The organism is Streptomyces sp. NPDC058470, assembly GCF_042721055.1.
Lineage (GTDB): Bacteria > Actinomycetota > Actinomycetes > Streptomycetales > Streptomycetaceae > Streptomyces.
This window is the reverse complement of sequence record NZ_JBHXMF010000005.1, coordinates 221,276-233,174: the sequence shown is the minus strand read 5'-3', so window position 1 is coordinate 233,174 and position 11,899 is coordinate 221,276. Positions and strand designations below refer to the sequence as shown.

The 11,899-nt window shown below is 69.1% G+C and carries 9 protein-coding genes and 2 pseudogenes; 7 read left to right on the top strand and 4 right to left on the bottom strand.

The genetic code is table 11. The annotated features are described in order from the left end of the window. Nucleotides 1-94: 94 nt before the first annotated feature. Nucleotides 95-343, bottom strand: a complete 249-nt coding sequence (locus ACFWP7_RS05965; protein WP_384376647.1) for an antitoxin — start codon at nt 341-343, stop codon at nt 95-97. Nucleotides 344-366: 23 nt separating this feature from the next. Then, nucleotides 367-633 (bottom strand): hypothetical protein, encoded by a 267-nt coding sequence (locus ACFWP7_RS05960; protein WP_384376644.1) that lies wholly within the window; start codon nt 631-633, stop codon nt 367-369. 183 nt (nt 634-816) lie between these two features. On the opposite strand from ACFWP7_RS05960, the gene miaA reads away from it, so the two are divergent. The 6 genes from miaA to hflX all read left to right on the top strand — a co-directional run bounded on the left by miaA (nt 817) and on the right by hflX (nt 9,060). After that, on the top strand, nt 817-1,755 hold the full coding sequence (gene miaA, locus ACFWP7_RS05955; protein WP_384376641.1) for a tRNA (adenosine(37)-N6)-dimethylallyltransferase MiaA: 939 nt from the start codon (nt 817-819) through the stop codon (nt 1,753-1,755). Between the two features lie 108 nt (nt 1,756-1,863). Continuing rightward, nucleotides 1,864-2,427 (top strand): hypothetical protein, encoded by a 564-nt coding sequence (locus ACFWP7_RS05950; RefSeq protein WP_384376667.1) that lies wholly within the window; start codon nt 1,864-1,866, stop codon nt 2,425-2,427. A 108-nt stretch (nt 2,428-2,535) separates the two neighbouring features. Further along, the gene (gene dapF, locus ACFWP7_RS05945) at nt 2,536-3,405 is read left to right on the top strand and encodes a diaminopimelate epimerase (RefSeq protein ID WP_384376638.1); all 870 of its coding nucleotides are present in this window, start codon (nt 2,536-2,538) and stop codon (nt 3,403-3,405) included. Between the two features lie 168 nt (nt 3,406-3,573). Next, the gene (locus ACFWP7_RS05940) at nt 3,574-5,778 is read left to right on the top strand and encodes a RelA/SpoT family protein (protein WP_384376635.1); all 2,205 of its coding nucleotides are present in this window, start codon (nt 3,574-3,576) and stop codon (nt 5,776-5,778) included. Between the two features lie 70 nt (nt 5,779-5,848). Then, nucleotides 5,849-7,348 carry a M1 family metallopeptidase gene (locus ACFWP7_RS05935; RefSeq protein WP_384376632.1) on the top strand — a complete coding sequence of 500 codons (1,500 nt, stop codon included), beginning with the start codon at nt 5,849-5,851 and terminating at the stop codon, nt 7,346-7,348. A 215-nt stretch (nt 7,349-7,563) separates the two neighbouring features. Further along, on the top strand, nt 7,564-9,060 hold the full coding sequence (gene hflX / locus ACFWP7_RS05930; RefSeq protein ID WP_384376629.1) for a GTPase HflX: 1,497 nt from the start codon (nt 7,564-7,566) through the stop codon (nt 9,058-9,060). A 99-nt stretch (nt 9,061-9,159) separates the two neighbouring features. Here the strand turns inward: hflX and ACFWP7_RS05925 are convergent. Then, a pseudogene (locus ACFWP7_RS05925) lies at nt 9,160-9,837 on the bottom strand (hypothetical protein). Between the two features lie 208 nt (nt 9,838-10,045). On the opposite strand from ACFWP7_RS05925, the pseudogene ACFWP7_RS05920 reads away from it, so the two are divergent. Next, nucleotides 10,046-10,189, top strand: a pseudogene (locus ACFWP7_RS05920) (IS30 family transposase); the annotation flags it as partial. Nucleotides 10,190-10,274: 85 nt separating this feature from the next. Here ACFWP7_RS05920 and ACFWP7_RS05915 read toward each other — a convergent pair. Continuing rightward, nucleotides 10,275-11,501, bottom strand: coding sequence for a trypsin-like serine peptidase (locus ACFWP7_RS05915; protein ID WP_384376626.1), 1,227 nt, complete (start codon nt 11,499-11,501; stop codon nt 10,275-10,277). Nucleotides 11,502-11,899 lie beyond the last annotated feature (398 nt).

Here is an 11,899-nt window from a genome sequence, read left to right as displayed (position 1 = left end):
CGGGGCCGGGGGATTCACCACACACCGGGCGGCGGGCCGGGAGCCCTGAGGGGTCCCGGCCGTCCGCCGATGCGTGCTGTTCGGTTCAGCTCGGTCAGGAAGCCGGCGGCGGAGGCATGGTGCCGCCGTCACCGTCCTTGTGCGCAAGGCGGTCCATGGCACCCTTCGCCTTGCCCGTGCCTGTCTGGATCTTGTCGCTGTACTTGTGCTTGGTCTTTTCGTCGACCACCTTGGCGGCCTTGTCGAGACCCTGAGTGACCTTGTCCCCATGCTGCTGCGCGAGGTCCGAGACCTTGTCCTTGGCAGGCGCCAGCTTGGCTTTGAGATTGTCCAGAAGACCCATGGTCCACCTTCCCTCGCGGGCGATTACGTGCGGGCGCCTTCGCCGGCCTCGCTGTCGGCGGCCTTCTCGGCGGTCTGCTGCTTGGGGATCTCGACGTCCTCCGTGGTGGCGGCCCCGGCGGTCTCGGTCTCCGCCGTCGCCTCGCCCTCGGTCTTGGTCTCGGACGAACCCTTCGCCTCTTCCGCCACCTCCGCCTCGGTCTCGGCCGTCACTGTGTCGGCCTGCACCTCAGCGGTTGACGCCTCCTCCGTAGCCTTCGACCTCCGGAGAAGTCGTGCAAAAACACCCATATCCACTCCATACGTTACTCGTGAGGGTGAAATCCCGCGTTGCCCGGTGCGCCCCATTGCGCCACCCGGGCCACCGCTCGTCCGAAACCGGCGGCTGGAACCTCGCAACAGGCAACGACCTCGGGCCTTTGCCGTTACGTAACTCGTTAGAGGAGAGGCCGGGACGTTTGCGAGACTGGGACCGTGAGAAGTAACTGCCCCACCTCCCGGGTCATCGCCGTCGTCGGACCGACCGCGGCAGGAAAGTCCGATCTGGGCGTTTTCCTCGCCCAGCGCCTCGGCGGCGAGGTCGTCAACGCCGACTCCATGCAGTTGTACCGAGGGATGGACATCGGTACCGCCAAACTGACGTCCGAGGAGCGCGGTGGGATCCCGCACCACCTCCTGGACATCTGGGACGTGACCGTCACGGCCAGCGTCGCCGAGTACCAGCGGCTCGCCCGCGCCCGGATCGACGCACTGCTCGCCGAGGGCCGCTGGCCGATCCTGGTGGGCGGCTCCGGGCTGTACGTCCGTGGGGCCGTGGACCACCTCGACTTCCCCGGCACCGACCCCGAGGTACGGGCCCGGCTTGAGGAGGAGCTCACCCTGCGCGGCTCGGGCGCGCTGCACGCGCGGCTGGCCATGGCCGATCCGGAGGCCGCCCACGCGATCCTGCCCAGCAACGGCCGCCGTATCGTCCGCGCCCTCGAGGTCATCGAGATCACCGGCAAGCCCTTCACCGCCAACCTGCCGGGACACGACTCCGTGTACGACACCCTCCAGATCGGCGTCGATGTGGCGCGTCCCGAGCTGGATGAGCGGATCGCGCGCCGGGTGGACCGGATGTGGGGCGCGGGGTTCGTCGACGAGGTGCGGGCACTGGAGGCGCAGGGCTTGCGCGAAGGGCGCACGGCCGCGCGCGCACTCGGCTATCAGCAGGTGCTCGCGGCGCTCGCGGGGGAGTGCACCGAAACGGAGGCGCGCGCCGAGACCGTACGTGCCACCAAGCGCTTCGCGCGCCGTCAGGATTCATGGTTCCGCCGTGACCCGCGGGTGCATTGGCTCAGTGGGGCTGCGGCAGATCTCACAGAACTTCCGCAGCTCGCGCTGGCGTTGGTCGAACGACCGGTCACAGCCTGATCACGTCATGGCATCGGGACGCTCCGGCCGTCATCCGGGCCTCCGGCGCCGTGCCATCATCGAGCTTCGATCGACCAGTGAAAGTCCGAGTTGGGAGGGCGCGTGGCGATGGAGGCCGGCCCTCGTGACACCGCACGAGACACTGAGCACGGTATCGATCCGGAAGGCGAGCGCCTGAACGTCGATCCGGACAGCGACCGTCTGAACATCGATCCGGATGGCGACCATCTGAACATCGATCCGGACGGAGAACCCCTGATTTCCGACGGACCCGAGGACACCCCGGACGGTGTGATCGCCGACGGGCCCGGGCCGGACGAGATGTCCCCTGAGCCCGAGGTCGAGGTCGAGCTGCGTCCGCAGCGCCGACTGCGCATCTGGCAGCTCGCACCCATCGTGGCCCTGGCCGCGATCGGCTCCCTGATGTTCGCCTTCCCGTTGGCCTTCGAGTTCGGGGACGGCGGCGCCGTGGTCGCCATGCTCGGCCTGCTGATCTGCTCCTGCGCCGCGGGCTGGGGAATGATGGCCGCCCGCCGTGTCGGCTACACCTGGCCGGGCTTCCCGCAGCGCGGTTCGGGCCGCGGTCCGGACTGGCGTGTGGTGATCGCGTACGTCGTGCTGGTCGCGGCCGTGGTGGTGCTCGCCGTGGGGCGCGTGGCGCGGCTGCGCTGACCCACCCGTGCCGTGCGTGATCCGGCTTCGCCGGGGTTGTGTGCGGCCGCTGCTGTGACGATGCCTCCGTGCGTGCGGAGTGTCGGACCGAACCCGTACGATCGAGGAATGAGCGCGCGGATCGCCTTCCTCAAGGGGCACGGGACCGAGAACGACTTTGTGATCATCCCGGACCCGGAGAACGTCATCGACCTGCCCCCGGCTGCCGTCGCCGCCCTGTGCGACCGCCGCGCGGGCATCGGCGGCGACGGTGTGCTGCATGTCGTACGGTCCGCCGCGCACCCCGAGGCCAGGGAAATGGCGGCCGAGGCGGAGTGGTTCATGGACTACCGCAATGGCGACGGGTCGGTCGCGGAGATGTGCGGCAACGGAGTGCGTGTGTTCGCGCGCTACCTCCAGCGGGCCGGATATGTGGCCGAGGGTGACATCGCGCTGGCCACGCGCGGAGGCGTGAAGGCGGTGCATATCGCCAAGGACGGAGACGTGACCGTCGGCATGGGCAAGGCGCTCCTCCCCGAAGGGGACGTCAGCGTGAGCGTCGGCGCACGCACCTGGCCCGCGCGCAACGTCAACATGGGCAACCCGCACGCGGTCGCCTTCGTGGACGACCTCGCACACGCCGGCGAGCTGTACTCGCCGCCGCCGTTCAGCCCGGAATCGGTGTACCCGGACGGGGTGAACGTCGAGTTCGTGGTGGACCGCGGCCCGCAGCACGTAGCCCTCCGCGTCCACGAGCGCGGCGCCGGGGAGACCCGCTCGTGCGGCACGGGCGCGTGTGCCGTGGCTGTCGCCGCGGCCCGACGTGACGGCGCCGACCCGGCCGTGACCGGCACTCCGGCGACGTACACCGTGGACGTACCCGGCGGACGTCTGGTGATCACCGAACACCCGGACGGCGAGATCGAGATGACGGGTCCTGCGGTGATCGTGGCCGAAGGTGAGCTTCTTGCCGAATGGTTCGAAACCGTAAACCCCTGAACCTTCGCTCGAATGGGTGATCCGTTTCACGCTCGGCGAGAGGCGGTCAGCCGCACGTGGTGGGCTCGGTAGCATCAAGCACCGGCCCGGACGGGGGATCGACACCATCCCCTGAGCCGTGTACGCCATGGGGCACCCGTCCGCCGGTCTACGCAGCCGGAGGTGCCCATGAGTGCGGAGGCGACAAATCCCGCGACGCCAGGCCCTGTCATGCCGTCCCACAAGCTCTCGGCCTCACCCCCGCTCGCGACTTCGATCGAGCGGGAGGACTCCCCTGAGCAGGGAGCACCTCCAGTGCACCGCAGGAAGGGCCTTCCCCGGCTCGACCTGCGCCGTCTGGGCCGGGCCGCGTTGCTCGGCCCCGCGGCCCGTGACCGGCTGCCGGACGCGATCGGCCATGTGGCCGAGGCCCACCGCGCCCACCACCCCAGCGCCGACCTGGAACCACTGCGCCGGGCGTACGTGCTCGCCGAGTCCTCCCACCGCGGTCAGATGCGCAAGAGCGGTGAGCCGTACATCACACACCCGCTCGCGGTGACCCTGATCCTCGCCGAACTCGGCGCGGAGACCACGACGTTGACCGCCTCTCTGCTTCACGACACCGTCGAGGACACGGAAGTGACCCTCGATCAGGTGCGAGAGCAGTTCGGCGAGGAGGTCCGCTACCTGGTCGACGGTGTCACCAAGCTGGAAAAAGTCGACTACGGAGCCGCCGCCGAGCCCGAGACGTTCCGCAAGATGCTTGTCGCCACCGGCAACGACGTCCGCGTGATGTCGATCAAACTCGCCGACCGGCTGCACAACATGCGCACCCTCGGTGTCATGCGTCCCGAGAAGCAGGCGCGAATCGCCAAGGTCACCAGGGACGTTCTGATCCCGCTGGCCGAACGGCTCGGCGTCCAGGCGCTCAAGACCGAGCTCGAGGACCTCGTCTTCGCGATTCTGCACCCCGAGGAGTACCGGCACACCAGGGGGCTGATCGCCGACAACGCGGCGCGCGACGGCGACCCGCTGGCGGAGATCGCCGAGGAGGTGCGCGGGGTGCTGCGCGAGTCGGGTCTGCAGGCCGAAGTCGTCATAAGGCCGCGGCACTTCGTCTCCGTGCACCGGGTGTCGCGCAAACGTGGTCCCATGCGCGGCGCCGACTTCGGACGGCTCCTGGTCCTCGTGAACGAGGACGCCGACTGCTACGGGGTCCTCGGCGAACTGCACACCTGTCTCACGCCCGTGGTCTCGGAGTTCAAGGACTTCATCGCCGTACCGAAGTTCAACCTCTACCAGTCGCTGCACACGGCCGTCGCGCGCGGCGACGGCGAGATCGCCGAAGTCCTCATCCGCACCCACCAGATGCACAAGGTCGCCGAGGCCGGGGTCATCGCGCTCGGCAATCCGTACGCTCCTCCTTCGGAGGAGCAAGCAGAGGGATCTGTCGACGACGAGCGTGCCGACCCCACCCGCCCCGGCTGGCTCTCCCGGCTCCTCGACTGGCAGGCGGGTGCCGCGGATCCTGACACGTTCTGGTCCACACTGCGTGAAGACCTCGCCCAGGACCGCGAGATCACCGTCTTCCGCGCCGACGGCGGCTCGTTGGGCCTTCCCGACGGCGCCAGTTGCGTGGACGCCGCGTACGCGCAGTACGGCGACGACGCGCACGCCTGCATGGGCGCCCGCGTCAACGGCCGCCTGGCGACGCTGAGTACGGTTCTGCGGGACGGCGACACCGTGCAGCTCCTGATGGGGCAGGACCCGGCCTCCGAGCCCTCCAGGGAGTGGCTGGAGCACGCGCACACGCCGGCCGCGCGGATCGCCATCCAGCGTTGGCTCGCCGCACACCCATCGCCGCGCGACTCCGCGGCCCCCGAGACGCCGGCCGCGGCTCCTCGCCCGACCGCCGACGGGCCGACCGCCCGCCCCGGCGCCGCGAACGCCGTGGTCGAGCAGTCCGGCGCGTCCGTACGGCTCGCGGGCTGCTGTACGCCCGTACCGCCCGACGCCGTGACCGGCTTCGCCGTACGCGGGGGAGTGGTCACCGTCCACCGGGTCGAATGCGCCGCCGTGGAGAGCATGAAGGGCGTGGGACGCGCGGAGGTCGGAGTGAGCTGGGGCGACACCACCGAGTGCCGCGTCACGCTGGTGGCCGAGTCCTTCGGGCGCCCGCATCTGCTCGCCGATCTCACCGAAGCCATCGCCCTGGAGGGCGTCGCCATCGTCTCGGCGACCGTCGAACCGCCCAGCCAGCAGCGCGTACGGCACACGTACACGCTCCAACTCCCGGACGCGGCGCACCTTCCCGGGCTGATGCGGGCCATGCGGAACGTGCCGGGTGTGTACGACGTGAGCCGGGCGCGGCACCAGGCGGCGGCCGCGCAGTAGGAGGACCCTTTCGGGTGGATCCGGCGCGCGTCGTCACCGTACGGCGGGTGCGCGCTGGTAGCCGTGGTCCATGCCGCTCACCCCCTGCCCAAGGACTCCCCTCCCCAGGACCCGTCGGATCAAGGCGGCCCTGCTCGCCTCGGCCGTCTCCGTCTGCCTCGTCGCCGCGAGTGCGCCCTCCCCGGCCGCCCCGCTCGGCGTCGGCGACCGGCTCTTCCCGTACCTGGGCAATCCCGGGTACGACGTCGCGTCGTACGACCTCGCCTTCACCTATCCCGGCACCAACACCAAGCCGCTCGCGGCCGTCACCACGATCGACGCCGTGGCGTCCGCCCCGCTCGATCAGGTCAATCTCGACTTCGCGCACGGAACAGTGGGATCGGTCGACGTCAACGGGGTGCCCGCGTCCTTCAAGAGTGCCGGGGAAGACCTGGTGGTGACTCCCGCGGAACCGGTGCCCGCCGGGGGCTGGATGCGGATCACCGTGCAGCACACCAGTGACCCGGTCCCCGCCGCGAACCAGGACGGCGGCTGGGTGCAGACCAAGGACGGGCTGGCGATGGCCAACCAGGCCGACGCCGCGCACCTGGTCTTCCCCTGCAACGACCATCCGTCCGACAAAGCGATGTTCACCATCCACGTCACCGCGCCCGACGGGTACACGGCCGTGGCGAACGGTCTGCCGGTCGGAACGAACCGTGCCGGCAAGTCCACCACCTGGACGTACCGCACCCAGCACCCCATGGCGACCGAGCTCGCGCAGGTGTCCGTCGGCCGCTCCACGGTGCTGCACCGGACCGGGCCGCACGGCCTGCCCGTACGCGATGTCGTGCCCACCAAGGACCGCGAACTGCTGGAACCGTGGCTCAAGAAGACCCCCGACCAGATCGCCTGGATGGAGGGGAAGATCGGACCGTACCCCTTCGAGACGTACGGGCTGCTGATGGCCGACGCACGGACCGGCTTCGAACTGGAGACACAAACGCTCTCTCTCTTCGAGAGAGAGCTCTTCACCGAGCCCGCCTACCCGAAGTGGTACGTCGAGTCGATCATGGTGCACGAGCTGTCGCACCAGTGGTTCGGCGACAGCGTCAGCCCCCGCGCCTGGTCCGACCTGTGGCTGAACGAGGGGCACGCCACCTGGTACGAGGCCCTGTACGCCGAGGAGAAGGCAGACAGGCCCATGGCGACCCGTATGAAGGCCGCCTACCGGGCGTCCGACGGCTGGCGGGCCGCAGGAGGGCCCCCGGCGGCGCCCAAGGGGCCCAAGCCCGGTCAGAAGATCAGTATCTTCCGGCCGAACGTCTACGACGGAGCCGCTTTGGCGCTGTACGCGCTGCGTGAGGAGATCGGGCGTCCGGCCTTCGAGCGGCTGGAGCGGTCCTGGGTGGGCGTTCACTACGACGGGGTTGCGTCGACGGCGGACTTCGAGAGCCTGGCGTCCGGCATCGCCGGCCGTGATCTGAGCGGCTTCTTCAAGGCGTGGCTGTACGGCGAGAAGACCCCGCCGATGCCGGGCCACCCGGACTGGAAGAGTGACGCCCCTAAGGCGACACAGAGCGCCGGATAACTGACGTGACGAGACGGGACGTGCCGTGCGACCATCTTTCAGGTCGGCGGCACGGCCCCTCCGGGCTGGTGAAACGACCCCTCGGGGGTCGGCGACCCCGGTCACTCGGGGTTGACATGGCGGAATCCGGGAATCTCACGGTGACCCGGGACGTTCTCCTCCATGACGGACGGTGTCCGCCGCGCATTCCATGTCCCCCTAGACGTAAGGATCCAATGACCTCCTCTTCTTCCCCTTCCCAGGACGCGCAGAGCCTCGCGCAGAACAACCCCGAAGGTCTTCGGGCCGATGCCCTGATGGAAGAGGACGTCGCCTGGAGCCATCAGATCGACGAAGAGCGGGACGGCGACCAGCTCGAACGTTCCGAGCGTGCGGCCCTGCGACGTGTGGCGGGCCTCTCCACCGAGCTCGAGGACGTCACCGAGGTCGAATACCGGCAGCTCCGCCTGGAGCGCGTCGTACTTGTCGGTGTGTGGACCTCGGGGACCGTGACCGACGCGGACAACTCGCTCGCCGAGCTGGCGGCCCTCGCGGAGACCGCGGGTGCCCTCGTGCTCGACGGCGTGGTCCAGCGCCGCGACAAGCCGGACGCGGCCACGTACATCGGCTCCGGCAAGGCGAACGAGCTGCGGGACATCGTCCTGGAGACCGGCGCCGACACCGTCATCTGCGACGGTGAGCTGAGCCCCGGCCAGCTGATCCACCTGGAAGACGTCGTCAAGGTCAAGGTCATCGACCGTACGGCCCTGATCCTCGACATCTTCGCCCAGCATGCCAAGTCCCGAGAGGGCAAGGCGCAGGTCGCGCTCGCGCAGATGCAGTACATGCTGCCGAGGCTGCGCGGCTGGGGTCAGTCGCTGTCCCGTCAGATGGGCGGCGGCTCGGGCGGCGGCCTCGCCACCCGTGGTCCCGGTGAGACCAAGATCGAGACGGACCGGCGCCGTATCCGCGAGAAGATGGCGAAGATGCGCCGGGAGATCGCGAGTATGAAGACGGGCCGCGACATCAAGCGTCAGGAGCGCCGCCGCAACAAGGTGCCCTCGGTCGCCATCGCCGGTTACACCAACGCCGGCAAGTCCTCGCTGCTCAACCGCCTCACGGGCGCGGGAGTGCTCGTCGAGAACGCGCTGTTCGCGACCCTCGACCCGACCGTGCGCCGGGCCGAGACCCCGGGCGGGCGGCTGTACACGCTGGTCGACACGGTCGGTTTCGTCCGGCACCTGCCGCACCACCTGGTCGAGGCGTTCCGCTCCACCATGGAGGAGGTCGGCGAGGCAGACCTGATCCTGCACGTGGTCGACGGTTCGCACCCGGCGCCGGAGGAGCAGCTGGCCGCCGTGCGCGAGGTCATCCGTGACGTGGGCGCCATCAAGGTGCCCGAGATCGTGGTGATCAACAAGGCGGATGCGGCCGATCCGCTGGTACTCCAGCGGCTGATGCGGATGGAGAAGCGCTCCATCGCGGTCTCGGCCCGTACGGGGCTGGGCATCGACGAGCTGCTCGCCCTCATCGACAACGAGCTGCCGCGTCCCTCGGTCGAGATCGAGGTCCTCGTGCCGTACACGCACGGCAAGCTGGTCGCGCGCGCACACAACGAGGGCGAGGTGATCTCCGAGGAGCACACCCCGGAGGGCACGCTGCTCAAGGTGCGGGTCCATGAGGAACTGGCGGCGGAGCTGACGCCGTATGTTCCGGCGCCTGCGCTCTCGTAGGGACGTATTCGGTGCTCGTGTATGTATGAACTGATGCGGTGCTCTGGGTGCTCTAAGGCCTCTAGGTCCTAGAGCACCCAGGGGTCCTCTAGTGCCGTATCAGGCAACGTTCGCCCAGTCGACGACGGCGCGTAGGCGCCGGTCGTCGGCGTGGGGGTTTTGCCGGATGACGTAGTGGCGGATCATGCTGCCCTCTTTGTGGCCGGCGTCGTCCGTGCCGTCGAGGGCGAAGTTGCGCGGAGCGGTGAACTTTTCCTCGGTGCGGTTGGCCAGGAGGAGTGGGTCGGTGTGTAGGCGATGTCGCCGGGGTTCACCGCCGCCCAAGTAGCCGACCCGCTGGCATTTCCTCGTGGCCAGGTGGCTGTGGACAGGCGCCTACCCCGCCGTGGCGGTTGTAGGTCGCCCTCCGTCGTCGGCGCGGCTCACGGTCGGGGTCCTTGTGCTTGCCGCTGCCTTCGGCCCACCGCCAACCGAGATGGGGCATCAGGTTGAGCGGCCAGAACTCGTCCGTACAGAAGACGACTTCGGGGTCACCGTCCTCGGACCCCTTGGCTACCAGGAAGTCGGCCGGCTTGGCCGGGCTCCAAGTCGAGAACGGCGGGCCGTGCTCGGCCGGCCTGGACTTGGCGACCTTCTTGATCGCTCGCGGGTCGGGCAGAGTGAACGTCCTGGGTCGCCCGCACTTTGCCACTTCGGGTCGGTGCAGCGCCGGATGATCCGCAGCAGCCGTCTGCCCTCGTCATCGTCGATCTCACGGATGCGTACTCGTTCTGCCACCCGCAGCGGTCGCGCTCGGGCTTCGGCCGGGCTTTCTGGTGCGGACGTACGAAGGCCCGCCCCTCTTGTCCTTCCGTTCTGGTGGTCGTCGCAACACCCCAGCTCAGGGGATGCGATGGAGTTCAAGATCCGGGAGGACCGGGCGGGCCGGGGCCCGAAGAAGTTGCTGCGTGAGCGGGAGACATACTGCCGGCACATGCAGCAGTAGTTCCCCAAGGGCACGGATCTCTCCGTCCACACCCGCGAACACCTGGACGCCGTCGCCGCCGAACTCAACAGCCGCCCACGCAAAACGCTCGACTGGGAAACCCCAGCCGAGCGTCTCGCCAAGCTCCCGGCGACAGCCAGTTGATCACTGTGTTGCTACGACCCCTGGAAATCGCCTGTCGGAGGGGCGGGCCTTCATCGTGTGCCGTATCGCTGCTACGGCTGTTGGGTCACTGCCCGGCGAACTTGTCGCTCACCTCGTCGTACACACCCTTGGCCACCTGGCCGAGGTGCGGACCCGCCAGCCAGCCCGAAGTGACCGGGCCGATCGACGTGTTGGACACCAGCGCGGGCTTGCCGTCGGTCCCCGCGGCCACCCAGCCGCCGCCGGACGAACCGCCCGTCATGGTGCACCCGATGCGGTACATCGTCGGGTCGGACTCCACGATCGACAACCGCCCCGGCTTGTCCGTGCACTGGAGCATCGTCTCGCCGTCGAACGGCGCCGCCGCCGGATAGCCGGTCGCCGTGATGCTCGCCACCTGCGACACGGCCGGCGCGCTGAAGTTCACCGGCAGCGCCGAACCGATCGTCTCCTCAAGGGACTTGCCGTCACCGCCCTCTTCCGGCGTCACATGCAGCACGGCGAAGTCGTACGAAGCTCCGTCGCCGCCCGTGGCACCGCCCTGCTCGATCCACTGGTCCGAGGTCTGCGCCCAGTCGCTCCACCAGACGCCGTACGGTGCGACCTCGTCCTTCGTCGCGGCCGCCAACTCGGCGGCTGTGGCACCGTCGTCGTTGTACGAGGGAACGAAGGCGATGTTGCGGTACCAGCCGCCCGTCTTGCCGGAGTGCACGCAGTGGCCCGCAGTCCAGACCATGTTGGACTTGCCCGGGTTGGCCGGGTCCTCGACCACCGTCGCCGAACAGACCATCGTGCCCTCGGGGGAGTCGAAGAACACCTTGCCCGCCTCGGCGGCGTTGTCGTGGTAGGGCGCCGACACGGCCTGCGCGCTCACGGGAGCCGGGGTCGGGTCGGTGACACCCTGGTCACCGGAGAGGTCGCTCTCGTCAACGCCCTTGTCCTTGTCCGGGTCGTCCGCCTCGCGCATCCGGTCCGGGTCCCACAAGCCCTCGATGATCGGGTTGATGTAGTCCTCGGCTTCGCGCAGCCAGTCGTCCTTGTCCCAGTTCTTCCAGGCGCCGTTCTTCCACTTGTCGACATCGATCCCGTGCTCTTTGAGCCGGTCCCTGATGTCGTCCGGAATCGTGATCTTGTCGTCGCCGCTCTGGGCCGCGGACGAGGCCTCGCCGCCGGCTGTGTTGTCGCCCGAACCGCAGGCGGTGGCGGTCAGCGCGAGTGTCGCGGTGAGACAGACGGCGGCCAGCACGGGCGAGGTTCTGCGGCGCGCGCCCCTCCCTCGACGACCGGCGAAGGGCGGGCGTATCGATCGCATGGTGTAACTCCCCCTGGAGATATGAGAACTGCGTGTTGCGGGTGCGGGTGTTGTGTATGCGGTGCGGTGCGAGTACGGGGCTGGTGCGGGTGCTTGGCGGTCGCCTGTACGGCCTACCCGCCCTACCGGCCTCGGCCGTTCGGTGTCACCGGACGGCATCACAGACTATGCGGTCGCTGTGGGGGACATCCGGCGGAACGGCAACGGTTCCGTCACGGCAAGGATCTTCAGCCCACCCGCTTCCCCGCGCGGGCGGCGTCGTTGGTACGTACGGGGGGCCTGCCGCATGCGTTCAGAACCCCCTGCCAACTCGCCTCTGGACAGCGGGAGGAGCTGAAGCCGTGGCCGTGACCGAGTCTGCGGTTGTGTCAGTGGGGCGTGAGCCCGAGGAGACGCGG

Bases quoted from the DNA above. Each gene is read 5' to 3' on its own strand.
- ACFWP7_RS05965 (WP_384376647.1), bottom strand. From the start codon at position 343: ATGGGTCTTCTGGACAATCTCAAAGCCAAGCTGGCGCCTGCCAAGGAC.
- ACFWP7_RS05960 (WP_384376644.1), bottom strand. From the start codon at position 633: ATGGGTGTTTTTGCACGACTTCTCCGGAGGTCGAAGGCTACGGAGGAG.
- ACFWP7_RS05950 (WP_384376667.1), top strand. From the start codon at position 1,864: ATGGAGGCCGGCCCTCGTGACACCGCACGAGACACTGAGCACGGTATC.
- dapF (WP_384376638.1), top strand. From the start codon at position 2,536: ATGAGCGCGCGGATCGCCTTCCTCAAGGGGCACGGGACCGAGAACGAC.
- ACFWP7_RS05940 (WP_384376635.1), top strand. From the start codon at position 3,574: ATGAGTGCGGAGGCGACAAATCCCGCGACGCCAGGCCCTGTCATGCCG.
- ACFWP7_RS05935 (WP_384376632.1), top strand. From the start codon at position 5,849: ATGCCGCTCACCCCCTGCCCAAGGACTCCCCTCCCCAGGACCCGTCGG.
- hflX (WP_384376629.1), top strand. From the start codon at position 7,564: ATGACCTCCTCTTCTTCCCCTTCCCAGGACGCGCAGAGCCTCGCGCAG.
- ACFWP7_RS05915 (WP_384376626.1), bottom strand. From the start codon at position 11,501: ATGCGATCGATACGCCCGCCCTTCGCCGGTCGTCGAGGGAGGGGCGCG.